A 21,424-nucleotide genomic window follows, 5' to 3' on the forward strand; every position below is an offset into this window, starting at 1 on the left:
ATGAAAAAATATATCACCCTAGGTCTTTTTGTACTCATGTTGGCGGTAAGCTGTAAAACTGACTCCAAAAAAGAAGTCGAAACCGAAGCGGAACCTACAACCGCCAGTTCTGATCTTACGGGCAACTATGTTTCGGATGGCTATGCGCAAAAAGACGAAGGCTACGATTGGGTCGGTGTCACCGTATATCAGTTGGAGAATGATCAATTGGAAATTAAAGTCCGCTCACGAGCCGACAAAAAACGACCGACCTGTACCTTGGATGTGGAAGTTTACAAAGAAACCGATGTTCTTTACTATACCCAAATTGATGGCAAAAAAGTACTGTTCCAATTTGCGGACAATGCACTTTCCATTACCACAGAGAATGAAGCCGACAGCAGCGCTCTCTATTTTTATTGTTCGGGTGGAGCCACGGTGGCAGGCAACTATTCTAAAATAGATGGGGGATTGGACCAAGACCAAATTGACCAAACCCAATTTAGCAAAGTGTTGAGCCTGCAAGATGTGGGGTTCAATGTTTCAGTTTTTGCGCAAGATGGCGTAAACCAACTTACCGTTTTTACGTTTGGGCTGCCCACCGAGTTCAACGAAACTTTTGATATTAAAGATCAAGTGGTGACCCATGCCGAGGTGGAAGATTTAAATTCCGACGGGTCACCAGAGTTGGTGGTTTTCACCCAACATACCGAGAACCAAAAAGGGATGGTCCATGCTTTTTCGGTAAACAATATGCAATCGATGAGTATGGTCTATTTTCAACCAACGGAAGAAAATGAAGCAATCAATAAAGGGTATGCTGGACACGACGAATTTGCTTTGGTGGAAACCAAATTGGTGCAGCGTTTTCCCATTTTTGAAAATGGTGAAAAAACCGCTCGACGGAAACAAATTTCATACAATCTGGTGGAGGGAGAAGCCATGCGACAATTTGTACTCAGCACCGTATCTGAATTTGAAAACTAAGTGAGACCAATTACTTCCATACTAATTTGCTTTACCTTTTGCATTTTGCTACCCCCAACATTGATGGCACAGGAAAATTTATGCAATAGGTTAAAGCAAATGGTGGAACTTGATCAAAAATACCGCGGTTCCAATGATTGTATGTTGAATAGATACAATCTTGCGTTGGACTCCCTATTAAAGGCTAAAGGCCTCACTCATGAAGAATTTAATGCCATGTCTGCACTAGAGCAAGGGGAGATTAAAAGTCTAGCCTTTAAAATTGGAGGGAGAAATATGCAGCCCATTATGGCCAACGATTCCTTGGCTGCTTTGCAATACCATTTAGATGAAAAAAATTCAATGGCATTCATCGAATTAGTGAAACAACACGGTTGGCTCACGGACAAAAGTTTAGGTTGCTCCCAAAAATTTAGGACGGTATTGATTTTTAGACATGCCCCTAAAAAGTACTGGCCACAAATACGTGAACTCATTGAAAAAGAAAAGGCAGCGCAACGCATACCACCTTACGAATATTATATAGTGGACAACCATTTAAAAGGCCGCCCGCCCTTGGATAAAAGTGCATCGGATTTTAACAACGGTTAAAATACTCACCCCAACACTTCAAACATCTTATATCACCATGTCATTAGAACATATGTCAGAAGGTATCCCATAAAAAACCACTCCATTAATCAGAAGTGGTTCAATTAATACATTACATCTCATTAATGCATCTCTACTTCTTGCCATTTTTGAGCCTGTTCGGCAAGGTTGGATTTCATTAAATCCTCCATGGTCATTGCAATTCTGAATTCGCAGATCGCTTCAAAATATAAAAACCAAGGCTCGGCAATTGATGGGATGTGGGAGGCATCAGGCACATCGACAACCATAATGGCTGCACGATGTCCTTCAAGTTCGGAAAAGTAAATACTTTCGGGTTTAATTTCATCGACCACTCGGCCGATTACTTCCCCAGCAGTTCCATTTTTTACCATTGAGTTGAATGGTTCAATGGGACAGCTTACATTGACCAACATTTTCATACTAATGAATTTATGTTATTGATTCTTATAAGATACAAAACACAAGGGTGAACTCCTATTTTTAATTCTTTAATATTCAATAGTTTAGAATTAAAATAAGCATATTAACCATTCTTGCTTTCATCTGTAATTTTGAACCTACGAAAGGGATATGGGAAATCTTAAAAGAAATATGGATTTCTCTGTCGTCCAGATTGCCATCAGGACTACTTCGGAATGAAAATAACCTAAAACACCTTCCCCACAGCTTCAATGGTCTTATCCAAATCGGCATAGCTGAGGGCATCGTTTAAAAAGTAGCTTTCAAAAGCAGAGGGCGGTAAGTACACGCCATTCTCCAACATGCCGTGAAAGTATTTCTTAAAAGTATCGTTATTGCCTTTGGCGGAGCTGGCAAAATCCACCACAGGCTCCTCCGTAAAGTGTACGGAGATCATACTGCCGTAACGGTTAATTTGGTGCGTCACCCCTTTTTCGGTCAAGGTTTGGTCTATGCCCTTGTGCAGATATTCCGTTTTTTCGGCCAGGCTAGTAAAAATTTCAGGTTGGTTGTTCAAGGCGGTGAGCATGGCCAGTCCAGCACTCATAGCCAAAGGGTTTCCACTTAAAGTTCCTGCTTGGTACACAGGTCCATCAGGGGCCAAATGCGCCATGATCTCGGCTCGGGCCGCAAATGCCCCAACGGGCAATCCGCCCCCGATCACTTTTCCGAACATCACAATATCAGCATCAATATTCAAGGCATCCTGTGCCCCTCCTTTTCCGAGGCGAAAGCCAGTCATTACCTCATCGAACAACAACAAAATGCCCTCTTGGGTGCAGAGTTCTCGTAGGCCATTTATAAAATCCTCTTTAGAGATAATACAGCCCATGTTCCCAGCTACAGGTTCCAAAATAATGGCAGCAATTTCGCCTTTATTGGCTTCCACCAATGCTTTTACGCCCTCCAAATCGTTGTAATCAGCCAACAAAGTATCCTTTGCCGTGCCCTGTGTTACCCCAGGACTGTTTGGACTGCCAAAAGTAACGGCTCCACTCCCCGCTTGTATCAAAAAAGAGTCGGAATGGCCGTGGTAGCAACCCGCAAATTTGATGATCTTATCCTTGCCCGTGTACCCGCGCGCGAGGCGCACAGCACTCATACAGGCTTCGGTTCCGCTGTTCACAAAACGAATCTTGTCAATGTTCGGCACCATGGACACAGCCAGTTTGGCAAGTTCGGTCTCAATCTCGGTGGGCGTTCCAAAGGAAGTTCCTTTTTTCGCTTTCTCGATGACCGCATTGATCACAGGTTCGTAGGCATGGCCCAAAATAAGCGGTCCCCAGGAAGCAATATAGTCGATAAGCTGGTTGCCATCTTCATCGTACAGATAGGCGCCTTTGGCCTCCTTGATAAAAATAGGGTCGCCCCCTACCGCTTTAAATGCTCTTACAGGTGAGTTTACTCCTCCAGGGATGTATTTTTTGGCCTCTGCGAACAAGGCGCTGCTTCGTTGGTAGATCATAATTATTTTGTGTCATTCCCGCGTAGGCGGGAATCTATTTAATCCATTTCTTAATCACCCTTCGACTGCGCTCGGGATAACAAATTAGTGCAATTCGACTTGCTCTCCACAAAGGTAATGAGGATCATTCGTTTTGGGAAACGGAAAATGGTCGGAGAAAGAGATTCTTCCCTACGCTCAGAATGACAAAGTGGATGTCAGACGTCTGATGTCTGATGTCTGATGTCTGATAAAACTACCTCCCTCGACGAATCTGAAGCACTTGCCCAATAGAAATAATATTGTCACTCAAGTTGTTCATCTGTTTGATCTCATCCACGGGAACATCATACTTTCGGGAAATGGCATACAAGGTTTCTCCTTTTGAGACGGTATGAGTAGTCAAACTTTGTTTTGGTGGATCAACTTGTGCAATTTCAATGGGAGCATTGCGTACCACTTCGCGATCGTAACGATCCAAATCGTAGCGCTCGATCAAGGCAATTAACTTTTGCGGATATTGACGGTCGGTGGCATATCCCGCTTGTCGAAGACCGTGAGCCCACTTTTTGTAATCATTCGGTTTGTAATCGAACAGGAACGCATAGCGTGAACGGGAAGTCAAAAACAAACTATGATCCCTAAACGAGTACATGGGATGGTTGTATTTCCGAAAACACTCCCCTTTAGCATCATCATCGTGAAAATCAAATTCACCCTCCCAACCCGTATGGCATTTGATGCCAAAATGGTTGTTGGTCTTTAAGGTCAATTCACCACGACCAGAACCACTTTCCAAAATTCCCTGTGCCAAGGTAATACTGGCAGGAATGCCAAAGGCACGCATTTCGTATTGCGCAATTTCAGCAAAGGTCTCAATATATTCTTGGGTATCAGAAATAGGAAAACGCTCAAACCTTCCAGTATCTTCGGGCATTGGATATAATCCATCTTCGCCCACTGTAGGCATTTCATTCTTGTGCTTTTTAACAGGCCTTCCGTTGTCCACCACAACAGGGGCACCATTTCTTTGGGTATTTCTTCGCTTTTTAGCACCGCAGCTGGAGATCAACAGGGCCACTAGCAATACATATCCTATTCGCTTGATCATACGTTCAATAAGGGTAAATTCTTCTTTTTCAACACAAGGTTCATGCCCTTTATGCCTTGCAATCCACCTGTATGGATGGCCAAAATTTGGGTTCCAGGGGTAAAAACGCCCTGTTTTATAAGGTCAAAAATACCAAAAAGCATCTTTCCCGTGTAAATGGGGTCCAAAGGGATGTTGGTCGCTTCCTTAAACTGATTGATGAAAGCCACCAAGTTTTCGTCCACCTTGGCGTAACCCCCAAAATGATAGTCGGTTACCAATCGCCAATTCTCATTTTGAACAAAGCTACGAATATCTTCGGTTAAAAAATCACCCTTTAAAGCGGGGAACCCCAAAACGGTTTGATGTGGTTTCGCGGCATTGATGAGTCCAGCAATAGTACCTCCAGTTCCCACCGCGCTGCAGATTACATCAAATTGCGCATCGGTATCGGTCAAAATTTCCTCGCATCCTTTTACGGCAAGTGCATTGGTTCCCCCTTCGGGCAACAGGTAAAAATCTCCTAAGCTTTCTTTCAATTCCTTTTGAAAGTCAACTTCATTTTTGCGTCGGTAATCACTTCGGGACACAAAATAAAACTCCATACCATGCTCATGGGCGAGTTTCAAAGTGGGATTTTCTTGCCAATTCCCCTCCAGTTCTTCCCCACGAATCACCCCAATAGTTTTTAATCCTTGTTCGTGACCTGCAAAAGCTGCCGCCGCAATATGGTTGGAAAAAGCTCCACCAAAGGTGAGCAAGGTACGTTGCCCTTGTTTTTTGACTTCAAGTAAGTTGTATTTTAGCTTTCGGTACTTGTTTCCAGAAATGAACGGATGGATGGCATCCTCCCTTTTCAGGTACAGGGTAACGCCCTTTTCTTTCAAAAGGGGATGATCAATATGCTGATTGGGAATGTTCAATTCGAAAACTTAACGGGTCAGGTATCGCAAAAAACCAAAGGTTTTACGCTTGCGAAGGTACTCCATATCCTTTTCATTGGCATAGGCCTCGCGTTCAAAACTAATGTTTTGGTAGGCGCGGTAGCTATCCAGATACATCACGGTGCGCAACAACCATTCGGAAACATAAAGCAGGTAAAAAGGAAGAATCAAAAGCTCTTGTTGTTGTTTTAAATGGATTCGCTCGTGGTTGATGAGCACTTCGTCGGCCTTTAAGGAATCTTCCTTTAGGAAAATGAAAGGCCAAAGCGAGAGCCCCACATAGTTTTTATAGAAGAAATGTTTAAAGACTAAAATCATCTTATCACAACTTGGTCAGTGATAACAAATATAACTTGTAAAAACCCTCAAAATTTGATAGTTGGGATAATTCCATCAACATTTTCGGTGAATAACCTTGTTTTCAAAATCTTAAAACGTTGCAAGTTTTCTACAGAAAGGCGTAAATTTATATAGCCAACAGCACATTTGCATGAAAGAATACATTCCCTTGGAAGAGGGTGATTACTATTACACGGAAGAGGGATATCGGGTGTTTACCGAACAATATCTGTTAAAACGGGGATATTGCTGCGAAAGTGGTTGCCGACATTGTCCATATGGCTACAATCCGAAAACCAATAGCATGCGCTAAAAAATGTACTGTTCGGCATAATATTTGTGAGTATTTTAATCAATCTCAAGAATTTAAAAAAAGTATTATGAAAAATCTTTCTCGTTTTGCCCTCGTCATTTTTTCGTTAGGTCTGTTCGTGTCTTGTAGTTCTGTTCAAGTAGTTTCGGACTATGATCAAAAGGCAGATTTCAACAATTATAAAAGCTATGCTTTTTACAAAACTGGTATCGATAAAGCCCAAATTTCAGATTTGGACAAGAAACGTATTCTTCGCGCCATTGAAACCGAACTAAGCTCCCGCGGATTTGTAAAATCGGATAGTCCCGATGTGTTGATCAGCATTTTCACCAAAGAACGTGAACGCGTGGATGTCTACAACAACTACGGTTGGGGTTGGGGTGGATTTTATAGTCCCTATGCCTGGGGTCCTGGATGGGGATGGGGCTGGGGAGGCAACAACGTAAGCACGAGTACCGAAGGTTCTTTATATATTGATGTGATCGATGCCAACAAGAAAGAATTGGTTTGGCAAGGTCGCGGTGTAGGCACTTTGAGCAGCAACAAAAGTGTGGAAAAGAAAGAGGCCCGCATTAAGGAATTTGTTTCCCAGATTATGGAAGAATATCCGCCACAAGCCATGGTAGCTTCCAACTAAAAATACAGACCGCCCTCGAGGCGGTTTTTTATTGCCCTTAACTTTAGTTAAGAAAATATCGGTTATCGATTTCGTATCTTTAAAACCTAAACAAGGTACAGATGAGTTACGAATCCAATCCTATTTTGGACAAATTGCCCAAGCACTTAAAGCAGTTCATAAAGCCGCAGAATTACGAAGACTACACGGCCATTGATCAAGCGGTTTGGCGCTATGTGATGCGCAAAAATGTGGATTATTTGAGTCGCGTAGCGCATAGTTCTTATGTGGAAGGATTGAAAAAAACGGGCATTTCCATAGACCAAATTCCCAATATGTATGGGATGAATCGTATTTTAAAAGAAATCGGTTGGGCAGCAGTGGCCGTTGATGGTTTTATACCACCGTCGGCCTTTATGGAATTCCAAGCTTATAATGTGTTGGTGATTGCTTCAGATATTCGCCAGCTTGAAAATATTGAATACACCCCTGCACCCGATATTATCCATGAAGGGGCTGGACATGCCCCAATTATTGCCAACCCAGAATATGCCGAATATTTAAGGCGATTTGGAGAGATTGGCTGTAAAGCGATTTCCAGTGCCAAGGATTATGAATTGTATGATGCTGTACGACATCTTTCCATAATTAAAGAAGCACATGGGACTCCGCTGGAAGAAATAGAAAAGGCTGAAAAACATATTGAATACCTCCAAGAAAATATGGGCGAACCCAGTGAAATGGCATTGATCAGAAATCTGCATTGGTGGACCGTGGAATACGGTTTGATCGGGGAAGTGGACAATCCCAAGATCTATGGAGCAGGATTGCTTTCTTCCATTGGGGAAAGTGCTTGGTGCATGACGGACCATGTGAAAAAAATCCCATATTCGATTGAAACAGCGCATACCGAATTTGATATTACAAAACCACAACCACAACTTTTTGTGACCCCAGATTTTGCGTTTTTAAGTCAGGTTTTGGAGGATTTTGCCCATAGCATGGCGGTGCGCAAGGGTGGGCTTTCAGGCATCAAAAAATTGATCAACTCCCAAGCTTTGGGCACATTGGAAATGAGCACTGGACTACAGATTTCTGGTCAATTCCAGTATGTGATTGAACACGATGGAAAACCCATTTACATACAATCTAAAGGACCAACTGCCTTGGCTTACCGCGAAAAAGAATTGGTTGGACACAGCATAGAATACCATTCGGAGGGATTTGGTTCGCCGATTGGAAAATTAAAGGGTATCAATATTGCCATTGAAGATATGGGACCCCGTGATCTTAAGGCTTATAAAATTTATGAGGGAGAGCAAATTTCCTTGGAATTTGAAGGTGGTGTGAAAGTAGAGGGCACTATCGTAACAGGTACTCGAAACTTGATGGGAAAAATCATTTTAATCACTTTTAAGGATTGTACCGTGACCCACAATGGAGAAACATTGTTCTTGCCTGAATGGGGATTGTATGACATGGCAGTGGGGCAAAATGTGGTTTCAGCCTACAATGGACCTGCAGACTTGAACAGTTTTGATCTGATCACCCATGAAATAACGGAGAGTACCATTAAACCCAAAAAGAGTGCACAACGTATACAATTAGAACAGTATTACCAACAAGTACGGGAATTCAGGGAGGGTACCAACACCACTATATCCCGAAATAAGGTGTTCCAAATAATCAAACAAGAACATTCTGAAGATTGGTTATTGCCCGTGGAATTGTATGAATTGGCCAAGCAAAGCAACGATCAGGAATTTCAACAAGACATTTTGGAGCATCTCGAAAATATCAAACAAAACAACCCCAAAGTGGGCCATTTGATTGATGACGGTATTGCTTTGGTCGACGCTAGTTTGGTGAGTTAAAATCCGAGTTTTTGAATATTTTCTTGGGTCGATTCCAATTGCGGCACTTCAGCTTTCGTAATTGGACGGTAGGCTATTTTTAATTCTTGACCATTTCTTCGGAGGCCTAATTCCACATCGTGGTCAATACTGCCTTGCCAAATACTGCGTGAAAACACCTCATCTCCTTTTCGGACTCCAGCTTGCCATGCTGCACTTCCCTCCACTACACTTGCTATGGATTTTCGGTCATCAGAAAATGTAAAGCCTAATTCATAAATATCGCTCATCGGAGAAAACTCCAATTCCAAATCGGAGAACAGACCAACCAAGTCCACTTTTTGACCTTCTTCTATGTGCTTTTGAAAAAATGATTCGAAATCCCCTTTCCAATAATCGTTCAATACGGTTAAAAAGTAATCATGTGTCAGTTTTTGATTTTTTGAAGTAGCATCAGCGTACAATCGGTGCATTACATCATTCAGACTTTTTTTACCGTTTGAGGTTTCTTGAATTTTTAGATCCAAATAAAAAGCAAACACGGCCCCTCTCCAATACGGCAATTTGGAATAGTCATAATTCGTCCAAAAATTCTCGTAGTTGATTTCTGCATTTGGCGCTTCAACCACAGGCGAAGCGTACAGATCTCGAATGGTTCTGTTGATTTCTTGAATAAAAAATGCGCCATCCAGTCCATTGATTTTGTTCTTAGCAATGTTTTTAAAGGTATAATATTCGGTAAAACCCTCACTAAACCAATATTGTTCCTCTTCGTTATCATTTTGAATAGTATGGCCAATCCAATTGTGCATTAATTCGTGATTGAACAAATACACCATCTGGCCTATTTCCGTAAAATCGTTGTTGGAAACCGAAGTCGCAAAGGAATTTGTCAATCCCGTTCCTTGAAAACTACTGCCCATTTCTTGGGGAAAGGGTTGCATGGTAACCGTAAAATAGCCTTGGGAGTGATCACCCCAAAAATTGCGTTGGTGGGTCAAAGTTTGGTCCAGAACTTCAAAAACTTCTTCATCCTTAAAGGGCACCCATTCGCCACGAGTGGCCAAACTGATTTTGTTTCCTTTAACTTCTCCATCAAAAACCCTAAAATCTCCCCCAACAAAAATGGCGTTGCCAAATTGATTTTTATCCATATCAACAAGTGATTGTTCACGTTCCCCGCTTCCAAAACTGTTGTGAATGGTGTAATCTTCAGGGAAATCTGCCCAACTAAGGCTGATGTCAATCTTATCATCCGTGTTTTCTGGCACCATGAACATATTATGGGAAAACAGGTGGAAATAATCTTGGTTGATGATGGGTCGGTACACTGCTCGGGAGGAAAGTTCGCCATCAAAATCTTGTTGCAGCAGATATTCAACCTTCAATCGTTCCACATTTTTTGGATGCATCAAAACGATACGTCCGCTATCCAAATCCTTTTCGATGGCTCCTTCCACATTCAATAATTGAATGCTGCCCAAAGTTTGGTACAAATCGGTTTCACCCCATGCTTCATTCGGAAATGAAAGATTGGTCACCCCACTTGTATCCGCCGCAAACTCCATTTTTATATGAAGTTGGGTGATACTATCCCGCGTTACAGAACTGATGGAATAGCTTAGATCGGAAGTTGATTTTTGTTGACAGGAAAATAAAAAAGTGGCTAAAAGTGCTGTAGGTAGAACTCTTTTTAACATGGTTTGTTGATTGATTGATACTTATAAGACGCATCAAAATCGAAAATGTGACAGTTTAATCCAAAATTAAGTCCAATTCCTCCATATTTAAAACAGGTGTTTCTTCAAAAACCAAGGTCCAACCCATGGAGTTGGTCAAAACAAGAATTCGGGAAAGCTCACTCACCAAACGGTTTTCGGCATTGGTTCGTAAACTGGACGCCTCCACTTTTTTCATCAGAGAAGCGTTCACTGTCTTTTTAATGTTGTTATAATCCTTTGCGCTAAACGGATTTAAATAATCCGCGGTTACATCGTAATACTCAAAATCAGGATTAAGTTTGATTTCTGGCTCTGGAATTTGAATGATTTTGATGGTTTTTGTGGCTTCATCCACATCGTAGGTGAGTTTGGAAAGATCATAGGCAATCGTCGCTTCCGCATTCACCACTACCAAAGCTTTTTTATCGGCAGTCACCAAGGGTCCAAAGAGCTCCCTACTGTCTTTGTAATTGTATACTTCCACAAAGTGACCTTCGGTCACAATCAACTTGGAAACATTTTTCAATTCCTGCTGAATCAGCATGGAATTTTCTTCCAAAACCGTTTTTTGCTTGTTGTCATCGGCACAGGATTTATAGATCAACACCGAGGCCAAGGCAATAATGGCTCCTACAAGTACTTTCTTCATCTATTCAAATTTCATGAAAGGATAATGCTGTTGAAGATACGTAATTTTGGTTTCCAGCGATGTTTTGAATTTTTTGTGCCCTTTGGAATCTGGATTAAATGGTCTGTGCTGCAATCCTTTATGAACAGAATCCACCTCATCCATTATGGGATAAACTTTTTCGGATATCCAGACCAATTTGAATTTCTCCCAAATGTAATCTACTGCCAATTCGTTCGGATGCACCATATCCTTGGCGTAAAAGCGGTAATCTCGAAGTTCGTCCATCATTATTTCATACGATGGAAAATAAGATACATTTCTCGACTGCGCTCGAGATGACAAAATAGAATGAAGTGAAGATATTAGGTGTGCCTTGCTCTGCTGATTTTCCACAAAACCATCTTTTAAATGCCGAACAGGGGAAACCGTGAAAATAATCTGTGTGTTGGGGTTTAGACTTGAAATCAACCCTATCAAATGGGATAAACTTTCCTCAATCTCCTGAACGGACAACAATTTTTTATTGAATTGCTTCTGAGGCACTTTATGACAATTGGCCACTACTTTTTCAGATGCCAAATGTTTATAGACCCAAGCTGTTCCCAAAGTGATAATGATATGGGAAGCCTTCTCCAAAGCTATTTGTGTTGTTTTCAAACTTTGGTTGAGCAATTGCAGCAAATCTTCAGGATTATCGGAACGCAAATCAGAATGGGCATCGAAACAACGCCAAATGCCATCTTGTTCAAAAACCTCGATTGGCAGATAAGGTTTTTCATTAATAGCGCGTTGCACCAAATTTTCAATGGCGCGAGGATGAAATAATATCCCAAAGGGATTTTGCTTTTGTTGGAATTTGAAGTAATCCAACTTGCTCCCCATATTTTCAACAAAACAAGACCCTAAAAGCACCACCTTACTTTGATAATCCAAAGGATTATCGGCAGGCTGCAAAGGTATCTTGGTTTGAAGTTCCATATAATTGTAAAATTGTCAGTTCGAGTCCTTCGACTTCGCTCAGGATAAACTTAAATCGAGAACCAAAAAACCTATTTCATCCAATTTAATTACCCTTCGACTGCGCTCAGGGTAACCTCTCGATGTGATTCCTTATTTTATGTAGTCTTTCACTTTTTCTAAGGCTTCGGGAATACCTGCTGGGTTTTTACCTCCCGCAGTGGCAAAGAAAGGCTGTCCCCCTCCACCTCCTTGAATGTATTTACCCAATTCGCGAACAATGGTTCCTGCGTTCAACGATTTAGCAGTGGCCAAATCTTTAGAAATATAACAGGACAAAATTGCCTTTCCATCGTTTTCCGAGGCCAACATTAAAAACAAGTTATCTACCTGACCTCCTATTTCAAAAGACAAATCTTTGATGCCACCAGCATCCAAATCCACTTTTTTGGCCAAGAATTTGGTTCCGTTCACTTCTTCCAGTTCCGTGATCAATTCATTTTTAAGGCCTTTGGCCTTGTCTTTCAACAACTGCTCTACTTGCTTTTTCAACGCATTGTTTTCTTCCTGCAAACCAGAAACGGCTTTTACAGGATCTTGCGCATTGTTCAACATGTCTTTGATCTCGAAAAGCATTCGATTGTTGTTGAAATAGAACTCTTTAACGGCATCCGAAGTAATGGCTTCAATTCTTCGTATTCCTGCAGCAACTGCTCCTTCAGAAACAATTTTAAAATGCCAGATATCGGCGGTGTTGGCCACATGCGTACCGCCACAAAGTTCAATGGACTGCCCAAAACGAATGGTACGGACCGTATCGCCATACTTTTCTCCGAACAGCGCCATCGCACCTTCTGCCATCGCTTCTTTAATGGGAACATTACGCCCCTCTTGCAGTGGCAAATGTCCTTCTATTCGAGCGTTCACAAAATTTTCTACTTCCCTGAGTTCCTCCACCGTAAGTTTGGAAAAATGGGAAAAGTCAAAACGTAAATATTTGGAGTGCACAGCTGAGCCTTTTTGCTCCACATGGGGGCCTAAAATTTCACGTAGGGCTTGGTGTAACAAGTGGGTAGCGGTGTGATTGCTTGCTGTTCTCCAACGTTGTTTTTGATCTACGGCAGCCTTAAAAGATACAGAAACATCTTCGGGAAGTGATTCCGCAAAATGCACAATCTCATTGTTCTCCCTTTTTGTATCGATGATATAGGTAATGTCTCCGTTCGGAGCTTCCAAATATCCTTTATCGCCAACCTGACCTCCGCCTTCGGCATAAAATGGGGTTAAATTGAACACCAATTGATAACGGTCACCCTCTTTTTTACTGGTCACTTTTCTGTACTTCACCAATTTCACATTGGCTTCCAAACTATCGTATCCTATAAATTCTTGTTCGGAATCGTTCAACAGCACCGTCCAATCATCTTTGGACACTTCGGATGCTGCTCTCGAACGGTCTTTTTGAGCTTTCAAGGCCTTTTCAAACCCTTCCACATCCAACTGATAGCCTTTTTCTTCTAAGATTAATGAAGTAAGGTCAATCGGAAATCCAAATGTATCATACAATTCAAAGGCTTTTTCACCATCAATAGTTTTGCCTTTAGACGATTTAATCACGGAATCCAAAAGCACCAATCCTTGCTCCAAGGTACTCAAGAAAGAACTTTCTTCTTCCTTGATTACATTTTCAATCAATTGGTATTGCTTTTTCAATTCTGGGAAAGCAGCACCCATTTGATCACCCAATACTTTTACCAATCGGTAAATAAAAGGTTGGTTCATCCCTAAAAAGGTAAATCCATAACGAATGGCTCTTCTTAGAATTCTACGAATTACGTAACCAGCACCTGTATTGCTTGGCAACTGTCCATCGGCAATCGAAAACGCAACTGCACGAACGTGATCGGAAATAACGCGGATGGCAATATCGGTCTCCTCGTTTTTTCCGTATTTTTTTCCAGTGATGGTCTCTACCTCACGAATCAGCGGGGTGAACACATCAGTATCGTAGTTGGACTGCACATTTTGCAATACCATGCACAAACGCTCGAAGCCCATACCCGTGTCGATATGTTTTTCTGGAAGTGGTTCTAAACTTCCATTCGCTTTGCGGTTGTACTGCATAAAAACCAAGTTCCAGATTTCCACCACTTGAGGATGATCTTGGTTGACCAAAGAGGCTCCTGATACTTTTTTCTTTTCTTCTGCGGAACGAATGTCCACATGTATTTCGGAACAGGGACCACAGGGACCTTGATCGCCCATTTCCCAGAAATTGTCTTTTTTGTTCCCTAAAATGATTCTATCCTCGGGCACAATGGTTTTCCAAAGGTCGAATGCTTCTTGATCCAAAGCCAACCCATCATCTTCACTTCCTTCAAAAACGGAAACGTAAAGACTTTCCTTATCAATTTTATAAACTTCGGTAAGTAACTCCCAGGCCCAGGCAATGGCTTCTTTTTTAAAGTAATCGCCAATACTCCAGTTGCCCAACATTTCGAACATGGTGTGGTGGTAGGTATCCTTTCCCACCTCTTCCAAATCGTTATGCTTACCACTTACGCGAAGACACTTTTGGGTGTCTGTAAGTCGTTTGTCCTTTGCAACGGAATTCCCCAAGAAAAACTCCTTAAACTGGTTCATGCCTGCATTAGTGAACATCAGTGTGGGGTCGTCCTTCATCACCATGGGGGCTGAGGGCACTATTTTATGGTTCTTTTCTTTGAAAAAGTTTAAAAACTGCTTTCTAACTTCTTGGGATGTCATTGAATTCCTAGGGTTTTCTTAAATTTAACACATTAAACAAAACAATTTTTATATTTGCTTGTTTTGTTAAAATGAGTGAGCAAAAATAGGATAAAATCCCTTCATGTCTAAAGTAAAGTACTATTACGATCCGGATACGCTTTCTTACCGAAAGATTGAACCGAAGAAATCCAAAAAGTACAGGAATGTTTTCTTGTTTTTGGCAGGTTCAGCTCTTTTCGGAACCTTAGGCTTGATTATTTTGTTGAATACTCGATGGGTAAACACGCCTAAAGAACTTTCCCTTGAAAGAGAGGTGCGAAACTATGAGCTTCAGTTTGATATCATGAACAGAAAGCTGGATCAAATGGAGCAGGTTTTAGCCAATATCGAAGATCGCGACAACAATATTTACCGTTTATATTTTGAGGCTAACCCCATTCCCGAAGAACAACGAAGAGCTGGATTTGGTGGTGTAAACCGTTACAATGCCCTCGAAGGTTTCAATAATTCTGAAATCATCATCAATGCCACCAAGCGCTTGGATATTATTCAAAAGCAAATGGTGATTCAATCCAAATCGTTGGATGAAATTGCCAAGTTGGCGGAGGCAAAAGAAAAATTATTGGCTTCCATTCCTGCCATTCAACCTGTAAGCAATGAAGACCTTACCCGAATGGCTTCTGGTTATGGTTGGAGATCTGACCCTTTTACCAAAGCGAGAAAAATGCACTGGGGGATGGACTTTACTGCTCCACGAGGTACACCAATTTACGCATCGGGGGACGGAAAAGTGGTTCGTGCCGATAACCGTTCCTCTGGATATGGTAAACACGTAAGAATTGACCATGACTATGGCTATATTTCACTCTACGGACACATGAGCAAGTATAATGTTACTGTGGGTCAAAAGGTGAAAAGAGGCGATATTATTGGCTTTGTAGGAAGCACAGGTCGTTCTGAGGCTCCCCACGTACACTACGAGGTGTTTAAGGACGGGGAACGTATCAACCCCATTAACTTCTACTACGGAAGTTTGTCTACGGAAGAATTTGAGAATATGCTCAGATTGGCCAATCAAGAGAACCAATCCTTGGATTAATGCACATCGATCTACCTGAAAAGCGATATTATGGCATTGGCGAAGTGGCCAACGCTTTTGGGGTGAACACCTCATTAATTCGCTTTTGGGAAAAAGAGTTTGATGTACTTCAACCTAAAAAAAATGCCAAGGGTAATAGAAAATTCACGCCACAGGATATCCAAAACCTGCAATTGATCTACCATTTGGTAAAAGAACGTGGTTTTACCTTGGAAGGAGCCAAAATCCACTTAAAGGAGGAAAAACAAAAAGCATTGTCCACCTTTGAAGTCATTCAAAAGCTGCAAAAAGTAAAAGCAGAACTTTTGAAAATTAAAGAACAACTATAAACACTAAAACCATATAAAATGAAAAAAGGCATCATAGCCATCATCGTCATCATTGTTTTGGCGGTAATTGTTGGTGGATGGTATGTTAGAACCAACAATAATTTGGTCGACATGAAAGGACAGGCCACTAAACAATGGGCCAATGTAGAGAGCTCTTATCAACGAAGAAGCGATCTTATAGGAAACTTGGTGAAAACAGTGCAGGGTGCAGCAGATTTTGAAAGAGAAACACTTTCGGATGTGATCGAGGCGCGTGCAAAAGCTACTTCGACTACCATCGACGCCAATAATTTAACTGCCGAACAATTGGCTGAATTTCAACAAGCGCAATCTGGATTATCCTCTGCCCTTTCAAGATTATTGGTTACAGTAGAACGTTATCCCGATCTAAAAGCCAATCAGAACTTTTTGGAGCTACAATCACAGTTAGAGGGCACCGAAAACAGAATCAATGTAGAGCGTAACCGTTTCAACGACTTGGCTGGTGAGTACAACATCAAAATCAAGCAAATACCCACCAATATTGTGGCCAGTTTGGCCAATTTTGATGAATTGGCACTATTCAATGCCAATGCTGGTGCAGAGAACGCTCCTGATGTGAATTTTGAATTCAATTAAATTATGATGTCCCACGTAGAGGAATTTTTGACTGCAGAGGAAGAGAAAGAGATCATTAATGCCATTGTAGAGGCTGAAAAAAACACCTCTGGCGAAATTAGGGTACACATTGAAGCTAAGGCCAAAATCGACCATTTTAGCAGGGCTCAACAAATTTTCCACTTCCTTAAAATGGATAACACCAAAGAAGGCAATGGAGTACTCATCTACGTGGCAGTAGACGACCATAAATTTGTAATCTATGGCGATTCTGGCATAGACCGAGCAGTGCCCAAAGGATTTTGGGATACCACAAAAGATGTGATGCAATCCCACTTTAAAAAAGGACATTTTAAACAGGGAATTGTTGAAGGTATCCTCGTCGCAGGAAAAGAATTGGAAGCCCATTTTCCTTGGGACCATAACGACACCAACGAACTGAACAATGCCATTTCCAAAGGTTAGTTTTTTACTTGCATTTTTATGTATTACCCTTTCTTGGGGCCAATATACCATTCCTGATAAACCCAAGGAACAAACCAGCGTATACGATTATGTGAATTTGTTATCGGCTTCGCAGAGCAACGCTCTGGAACAGAAACTTATTCGCTATTCCGATAGTACCTCTACCCAAATTGTTGTCGCTATTATCAGTTCCACCGAAGGCGAAAACATCAACTTTTTGGGAGCACAATGGGGTCAGAAATGGGGCATTGGACAAGCTGACAAAGACAATGGTGTACTCATTCTTTTAGCACGGGACGATAGAAGAATTGCCATAAACACAGGGTATGGTGTTGAAGGTTCTTTGACAGACCTAATGTCCAAACGAATTATAGAATCAGTCATTATCCCCGAATTTAAACGTGGGGATTATTATGGTGGGTTGGATGCGGGTGCTGATGCCATTTTTAAGGTACTGAACGGAGAATTCACCGAAGAGCGCACCTTTGGCAACGGTGTACGGTTTCCATTTGAAGCTATATTTCCCCTTATCATTTTTATAGTAATCATGATCATTTTGTGGAGCCGCAAAAACAAAGGTGGTCGCGGTGGCAAGGGTGGTGGTCGAAGAGGTAGCGGACTCGACATTTGGGATATGATCATCTTGAGCAACATGGGCCGCAGCTCTGGTTCTTCAGGTGGATTTGGTGGCGGAAGTTTCGGCGGCGGAGGCTTTGGTGGCGGCTTCGGTGGTGGCGGCTTTGGAGGTGGAGGTGCCTCAGGAGGTTGGTAGTTCAACCTTTGAAATGAAGCAACTTCTAGCTCATTTCATCATCTACTCTAAAAACACTTTTGCCATGTTTAAAAAAATTTTATTTACTCTTCCTTTGCTATTTCTATTTACAGCTTGTAAAAATGACGATGGAAATCAACTAACAAATTGTTCCTTAGTGGATTGCCTTGTTGGAGTTGATATTATTTATCTTCTATTTTTAAATGCAGATAGCGAAGAGGACTTATTAGCAAATGGTGCTATTGACCCCAACCTAATTTCAATCATCAATGAAGAAAGTGACCAAGTGACATTTACTATTGAAGAATTTTCTGGAATGGGCATCTACCTAGCCATTCCAGTTGCTACAAACTCGTATGGACAGAAACATTTTACCATAGATTTTAACGAAGGTGAATCATTTACCATAAATTTTGAAACTAGTTTTTCTGAAGGAGGGGAATGTTGCGGACCTTATACCATCCTAGAGCAATATGCCATAGACAATTACTCTTACGAATTGATGGAGTCCTCACCACTTCCAGCATTTAGCACAGTCTACATTCCAAATCTTAATTAGAATCGCATAAACCTCGGCCCTCCTCCACGTTGGTTAGGTGCTCCTTTCCCTCCAAAGGAATCAAACTTAATGGTTAAGCTGCCCATGAAGTACCTTTTTAGTGCGGTACCTTGAAAATCTTGGATAAAATCTTGTCCCGTGGTCCTTCGAGTGTTAATGTTCTGGTTGAGTAAATCGTAGGCCAATACTTTAAGGGTGGCCTTTTTGTTGAATAACTGAAGACCCAAACTCATATTCCAAAAAATGGCATCTTTATCAAATCCATCGCCTAAATTTCCATTGTAGCTGTAGGTGATATCATTCCCGAACACAAGGTTCTGGGGCCAAAAAGTGGTCATTTTAAAAGATACATTATGTGTGGTGAAATCAACATCTTCCACACTTTCCAAATTGTATCGGGTCGAGTTGAATCCAATCCTATATTCTGGTTCAATCTCCAACATTTCTTTATAATTGAACAACAAACCAACCCGAGGGTTAAAGTTCCATGTTTTCGCCTCTAACCTGCTCCCATTGGTAAAGCCAACTTGCTTGCTCGCATTCACATTGGGACTAATGGTGAACTTTAAGGTGTAAACACTGTCCTTTTTTATTTGTTTGGAGTAGTTGACACCCATCCAACCTCTGTAATTACCTTTTACGTTTTGGTAGGTCGTGGTTCTGATAAAATCTTCATCAGTAGTGGTAATGGAAACCACTTGGTCTTCTTCGATATTCATGCCCGAATAAGCAAAAATTCCAGTACGGTCTTTCCAATTGAAATTATTAAAATTCAGATAAATGTTGTGACTGATCTCAGGGGCCAAATTCGGATTACCCACAATAATATTCAACGGGTTGCTAATATTGGGAACAGGCTGCAATTGGGTCACAGAAGGCACGTTCAGATTTGAATTATAGTTTAAACTCAAACGCTTACTGTTACCCATTTGGTAGTTGATAAAGGAACCGAACAACACATTATTGTAAGCATTGGAAAATGTAGTGGATTGTACAAAATCCTCGTTGTTCAAACTGTTGTTTTCCAGTCTGGCCCTTACATTAAAACGCAATTTCTTTCCGTTGGATCCAATTCGAATTTCTGGTGCATGTTTGTCTACGGTAAAATTAAAATCGGAACTTAAAGTGGAATTGTAAACATATTGCCCCAAGTCTTCATCAAAAACAGAAACAGAACGTTCATTTTGTTGTTTGGTGTTCTCATATTCATACCGAACGTCCAAATAAAATTGCTTATTGAAAAAATGACGATACGCAGCACCCAACTCATAAGAATCGTTGGAATTATCGATTAAAGTTCTTTGATCTAAATCCTGCTCACTGGGATTATCACCAAAAATGCTTCTTTGCGAGTTTACATAACCTTCTGAATCGTTCGCCCGATTATTGTTGTTAAAGTACGCACGAATATAGGTCCCTAAGGTATCCAACTTCTTCATTACCTCCAATCGGTTACTAAAATTTCGTTGATTGCCATCTGAAGTGGTCAAAGAGGTATTGCTATTGATTAAATTACCATCCTCGTCGGTAGAAACCGTATTTTCCGCATTGGTTGAATTGGTATTTGTAACACTAATATTGGGTTGTACTGTAATTCGAGTGGTCTTGTCCACGTCAAACTCCAAATTAAGCGCTCCTTGGTTTGAATTTGTGGTCCCTAAAAAGTTGGTTTCTGTATCCGTAAAATAACTGCCATCTGGCAAGATATTCTCCCGAGCTATCTTTTCATCGTTGTATGAATCACTGTACGAATAAAAGTAGTTGCCATCAATGCGATATTTCCCCTTTTCTTGATCGGCAAAACTTGCGCCCAAAGTTGAAGAAGTAGTGATTCCTTGTCCAAAACCAAATGAGGCATCCCCTATTGAAAATCCGCCATTTCGGTTAAATCGCACACCACCACCTCGAGAATTTCCTACCATTTCATAAATCTCGTCAAATGAAAATCCAGGGTTGTTAATGTTGTTGGAACTTCCCAAAACACTGATCCGTTTGGTATCATTAAAATAATTGAGTAATCCGTTGGCTTGATACCGATCATCCGTTCCGTATCCTCCAGACAATCGACCCATAAATCCTTTATTTTTGTCCTCTTTCAACATCAAGTTGATGGTTTTGGTTTCTCCATCCCCTTCTTGACCAGTAAACTCCTGCTCTTTTGTTTTGGTGTCGGTAATCTGAATTTTACTGATCACATCTTTGGAAAGTGATTTTGTGGCCACTTTGGGATCCGTGCTAAAAAACACCTGACCATTCACCAACACCTGATTCACTTCTTTCCCGTTCACAGTAATGGTTCCGTCACTGGCAACTTCCACACCTGGCAATTTCTTCAGCACATCCTCAACGGTGGCATCAGGTCTCGTCTTAAATGAATCGGAATTAAATTCCAAGGTGTCTTTTTTGATGGTGATGGGAACACGCTCGCCTACCAAATCAATTCCATCCAATTGTTGCACTTGTTCGTTCATTTGAATGGTCGGCAATTCGATAGTGGGTTTTAATTCCACTTCCATGGTATGTGATTTATACCCATTGGACGAAAATGCAATACGTGCTCTTTTGTAGGCCGTTTTGCCCTCTAGGGCAAAAGCACCCTGCGCATTGGTGATGGTGTAGGTGATCAAAGTGCTGTCACGTAAGGTTTCAGCATAAATAGTGGCCGCTTCAAGAGGGTTTCCTGTAACGGCATCCACAATTTTTCCTTTGATCAAAAAATCTTGACCAAAAGTGGATGAAATACTAAAAAGGAAAAATAGGAATACAAGGTTAGTGTGTAATCTTTTCAAAGGGTGGTTAGTTTTTTGATTGTTGTTTCACGAACTAAAATATTAGTTTAAAGAAATGTCAACGCACCCTTTAACGAAACTTTTAGAAAAAATTCATGAAAAATCAAGATTCTTCAAA

Annotated in this window: 21 protein-coding genes; 11 read left to right on the forward strand and 10 right to left on the reverse strand. The window is 41.2% G+C overall.

All coding sequences use genetic code 11. The features are described 5' to 3' along the window. Positions 1–966, forward strand: a complete 966-nt coding sequence (locus tag BLQ18_RS00200) for a hypothetical protein (protein ID WP_090291495.1) — start codon at positions 1–3, stop codon at positions 964–966. Positions 967–1,029: 63 nt separating this feature from the next. Then, positions 1,030–1,557 carry a hypothetical protein gene (locus BLQ18_RS00205; protein WP_090291497.1) on the forward strand — a complete coding sequence of 176 codons (528 nt, stop codon included), beginning with the start codon at positions 1,030–1,032 and terminating at the stop codon, positions 1,555–1,557. 122 nt (positions 1,558–1,679) lie between these two features. On the opposite strand, the gene BLQ18_RS00210 is transcribed toward BLQ18_RS00205, so the two are convergent. From BLQ18_RS00210 to BLQ18_RS00230, 5 genes are all read right to left on the reverse strand, one after another. Continuing rightward, the gene (locus tag BLQ18_RS00210) at positions 1,680–2,000 is read right to left on the reverse strand and encodes a panthothenate synthetase (protein ID WP_090291498.1); all 321 of its coding nucleotides are present in this window, start codon (positions 1,998–2,000) and stop codon (positions 1,680–1,682) included. Positions 2,001–2,227: 227 nt separating this feature from the next. Beyond that, positions 2,228–3,505 carry a glutamate-1-semialdehyde 2,1-aminomutase gene (gene hemL, locus BLQ18_RS00215; protein WP_090291500.1) on the reverse strand — a complete coding sequence of 426 codons (1,278 nt, stop codon included), beginning with the start codon at positions 3,503–3,505 and terminating at the stop codon, positions 2,228–2,230. Positions 3,506–3,740: 235 nt separating this feature from the next. Next, a complete protein-coding gene (locus BLQ18_RS00220; protein WP_090291502.1) occupies positions 3,741–4,595 on the reverse strand; it encodes a glucosaminidase domain-containing protein in 855 nt (284 codons plus the stop codon). Next, positions 4,592–5,497 (reverse strand): 1-aminocyclopropane-1-carboxylate deaminase/D-cysteine desulfhydrase, encoded by a 906-nt coding sequence (locus tag BLQ18_RS00225; RefSeq protein ID WP_090291503.1) that lies wholly within the window; start codon positions 5,495–5,497, stop codon positions 4,592–4,594. The genes BLQ18_RS00220 and BLQ18_RS00225 overlap by 4 nt, the downstream gene beginning before the upstream one ends. Before the next feature lie 9 nt (positions 5,498–5,506). Beyond that, positions 5,507–5,836: a hypothetical protein gene (locus BLQ18_RS00230; RefSeq protein ID WP_090291505.1), complete on the reverse strand. Its 330-nt coding sequence runs from the start codon at positions 5,834–5,836 to the stop codon at positions 5,507–5,509. A gap of 172 nt (positions 5,837–6,008) precedes the next feature. On the opposite strand from BLQ18_RS00230, the gene BLQ18_RS16925 reads away from it, so the two are divergent. From BLQ18_RS16925 to BLQ18_RS00240, 3 genes are all read left to right on the forward strand, one after another. After that, positions 6,009–6,170, forward strand: coding sequence for a DUF5522 domain-containing protein (locus tag BLQ18_RS16925; protein WP_175443690.1), 162 nt, complete (start codon positions 6,009–6,011; stop codon positions 6,168–6,170). 67 nt (positions 6,171–6,237) lie between these two features. Further along, positions 6,238–6,807, forward strand: a complete 570-nt coding sequence (locus BLQ18_RS00235) for a DUF4136 domain-containing protein (protein ID WP_090291507.1) — start codon at positions 6,238–6,240, stop codon at positions 6,805–6,807. Positions 6,808–6,908: 101 nt separating this feature from the next. Then, a complete protein-coding gene (locus BLQ18_RS00240) occupies positions 6,909–8,660 on the forward strand; it encodes an aromatic amino acid hydroxylase (RefSeq protein WP_090291509.1) in 1,752 nt (583 codons plus the stop codon). Here the strand turns inward: BLQ18_RS00240 and BLQ18_RS00245 are convergent. The 4 genes from BLQ18_RS00245 to alaS all read right to left on the reverse strand — a co-directional run bounded on the left by BLQ18_RS00245 (position 8,657) and on the right by alaS (position 14,714). Then, on the reverse strand, positions 8,657–10,339 hold the full coding sequence (locus tag BLQ18_RS00245; RefSeq protein ID WP_090291511.1) for a hypothetical protein: 1,683 nt from the start codon (positions 10,337–10,339) through the stop codon (positions 8,657–8,659). The two genes, BLQ18_RS00240 and BLQ18_RS00245, sit on opposite strands and share 4 nt — an antisense overlap. A gap of 55 nt (positions 10,340–10,394) precedes the next feature. Continuing rightward, the gene (locus BLQ18_RS00250; protein WP_090291514.1) at positions 10,395–11,009 is read right to left on the reverse strand and encodes a DUF4230 domain-containing protein; all 615 of its coding nucleotides are present in this window, start codon (positions 11,007–11,009) and stop codon (positions 10,395–10,397) included. Then, on the reverse strand, positions 11,010–11,969 hold the full coding sequence (locus BLQ18_RS00255) for a GSCFA domain-containing protein (RefSeq protein WP_090291516.1): 960 nt from the start codon (positions 11,967–11,969) through the stop codon (positions 11,010–11,012). A 132-nt stretch (positions 11,970–12,101) separates the two neighbouring features. After that, positions 12,102–14,714, reverse strand: a complete 2,613-nt coding sequence (gene alaS, locus BLQ18_RS00260; RefSeq protein ID WP_090291518.1) for an alanine--tRNA ligase — start codon at positions 14,712–14,714, stop codon at positions 12,102–12,104. A 103-nt stretch (positions 14,715–14,817) separates the two neighbouring features. Here alaS and BLQ18_RS00265 point away from each other — a divergent pair, with 103 nt between their 5' ends. Genes BLQ18_RS00265 through BLQ18_RS00290 form a run of 6 tightly spaced genes read left to right on the forward strand, consistent with a single transcriptional unit; the run spans position 14,818 to position 18,517 of the window. After that, the gene (locus BLQ18_RS00265; protein WP_090291520.1) at positions 14,818–15,795 is read left to right on the forward strand and encodes a M23 family metallopeptidase; all 978 of its coding nucleotides are present in this window, start codon (positions 14,818–14,820) and stop codon (positions 15,793–15,795) included. Next, the gene (locus tag BLQ18_RS00270) at positions 15,795–16,124 is read left to right on the forward strand and encodes a MerR family transcriptional regulator (RefSeq protein ID WP_090291521.1); all 330 of its coding nucleotides are present in this window, start codon (positions 15,795–15,797) and stop codon (positions 16,122–16,124) included. Before BLQ18_RS00265 ends, BLQ18_RS00270 begins: the two co-directional genes overlap by 1 nt. An 18-nt stretch (positions 16,125–16,142) precedes the next feature. Then, positions 16,143–16,742 carry a LemA family protein gene (locus BLQ18_RS00275; RefSeq protein ID WP_090291523.1) on the forward strand — a complete coding sequence of 200 codons (600 nt, stop codon included), beginning with the start codon at positions 16,143–16,145 and terminating at the stop codon, positions 16,740–16,742. A gap of 6 nt (positions 16,743–16,748) precedes the next feature. Further along, the gene (locus tag BLQ18_RS00280) at positions 16,749–17,186 is read left to right on the forward strand and encodes a TPM domain-containing protein (RefSeq protein WP_090291525.1); all 438 of its coding nucleotides are present in this window, start codon (positions 16,749–16,751) and stop codon (positions 17,184–17,186) included. Beyond that, positions 17,167–17,958: a TPM domain-containing protein gene (locus BLQ18_RS00285; protein WP_090291526.1), complete on the forward strand. Its 792-nt coding sequence runs from the start codon at positions 17,167–17,169 to the stop codon at positions 17,956–17,958. Before BLQ18_RS00280 ends, BLQ18_RS00285 begins: the two co-directional genes overlap by 20 nt. A 13-nt stretch (positions 17,959–17,971) precedes the next feature. Then, positions 17,972–18,517, forward strand: coding sequence for a hypothetical protein (locus BLQ18_RS00290; RefSeq protein WP_090499976.1), 546 nt, complete (start codon positions 17,972–17,974; stop codon positions 18,515–18,517). Here BLQ18_RS00290 and BLQ18_RS00295 read toward each other — a convergent pair. Further along, positions 18,514–21,306 carry an outer membrane beta-barrel protein gene (locus BLQ18_RS00295; protein WP_090291529.1) on the reverse strand — a complete coding sequence of 931 codons (2,793 nt, stop codon included), beginning with the start codon at positions 21,304–21,306 and terminating at the stop codon, positions 18,514–18,516. The genes BLQ18_RS00290 and BLQ18_RS00295 overlap by 4 nt on opposite strands. Positions 21,307–21,424: the final 118 nt, after the last annotated feature.

The sequence above is a fragment of the Flagellimonas zhangzhouensis genome (assembly GCF_900102925.1).
Taxonomy (GTDB): domain Bacteria; phylum Bacteroidota; class Bacteroidia; order Flavobacteriales; family Flavobacteriaceae; genus Flagellimonas; species Flagellimonas zhangzhouensis.

What these genes read in the sequence shown, in the direction of transcription:
- BLQ18_RS00200 (WP_090291495.1), top strand. Translation starts at nt 1, where the DNA reads ATGAAAAAATATATCACCCTAGGTCTTTTTGTACTCATGTTGGCGGTA.
- BLQ18_RS00205 (WP_090291497.1), top strand. Translation starts at nt 1,030, where the DNA reads ATGGCACAGGAAAATTTATGCAATAGGTTAAAGCAAATGGTGGAACTT.
- BLQ18_RS00210 (WP_090291498.1), bottom strand. Translation starts at nt 2,000, where the DNA reads ATGAAAATGTTGGTCAATGTAAGCTGTCCCATTGAACCATTCAACTCA.
- hemL (WP_090291500.1), bottom strand. Translation starts at nt 3,505, where the DNA reads ATGATCTACCAACGAAGCAGCGCCTTGTTCGCAGAGGCCAAAAAATAC.
- BLQ18_RS00220 (WP_090291502.1), bottom strand. Translation starts at nt 4,595, where the DNA reads ATGATCAAGCGAATAGGATATGTATTGCTAGTGGCCCTGTTGATCTCC.
- BLQ18_RS00230 (WP_090291505.1), bottom strand. Translation starts at nt 5,836, where the DNA reads ATGATTTTAGTCTTTAAACATTTCTTCTATAAAAACTATGTGGGGCTC.
- BLQ18_RS16925 (WP_175443690.1), top strand. Translation starts at nt 6,009, where the DNA reads ATGAAAGAATACATTCCCTTGGAAGAGGGTGATTACTATTACACGGAA.
- BLQ18_RS00235 (WP_090291507.1), top strand. Translation starts at nt 6,238, where the DNA reads ATGAAAAATCTTTCTCGTTTTGCCCTCGTCATTTTTTCGTTAGGTCTG.
- BLQ18_RS00240 (WP_090291509.1), top strand. Translation starts at nt 6,909, where the DNA reads ATGAGTTACGAATCCAATCCTATTTTGGACAAATTGCCCAAGCACTTA.
- BLQ18_RS00245 (WP_090291511.1), bottom strand. Translation starts at nt 10,339, where the DNA reads ATGTTAAAAAGAGTTCTACCTACAGCACTTTTAGCCACTTTTTTATTT.
- BLQ18_RS00250 (WP_090291514.1), bottom strand. Translation starts at nt 11,009, where the DNA reads ATGAAGAAAGTACTTGTAGGAGCCATTATTGCCTTGGCCTCGGTGTTG.
- BLQ18_RS00255 (WP_090291516.1), bottom strand. Translation starts at nt 11,969, where the DNA reads ATGGAACTTCAAACCAAGATACCTTTGCAGCCTGCCGATAATCCTTTG.
- alaS (WP_090291518.1), bottom strand. Translation starts at nt 14,714, where the DNA reads ATGACATCCCAAGAAGTTAGAAAGCAGTTTTTAAACTTTTTCAAAGAA.
- BLQ18_RS00265 (WP_090291520.1), top strand. Translation starts at nt 14,818, where the DNA reads ATGTCTAAAGTAAAGTACTATTACGATCCGGATACGCTTTCTTACCGA.
- BLQ18_RS00270 (WP_090291521.1), top strand. Translation starts at nt 15,795, where the DNA reads ATGCACATCGATCTACCTGAAAAGCGATATTATGGCATTGGCGAAGTG.
- BLQ18_RS00275 (WP_090291523.1), top strand. Translation starts at nt 16,143, where the DNA reads ATGAAAAAAGGCATCATAGCCATCATCGTCATCATTGTTTTGGCGGTA.
- BLQ18_RS00280 (WP_090291525.1), top strand. Translation starts at nt 16,749, where the DNA reads ATGTCCCACGTAGAGGAATTTTTGACTGCAGAGGAAGAGAAAGAGATC.
- BLQ18_RS00285 (WP_090291526.1), top strand. Translation starts at nt 17,167, where the DNA reads ATGCCATTTCCAAAGGTTAGTTTTTTACTTGCATTTTTATGTATTACC.
- BLQ18_RS00290 (WP_090499976.1), top strand. Translation starts at nt 17,972, where the DNA reads ATGAAGCAACTTCTAGCTCATTTCATCATCTACTCTAAAAACACTTTT.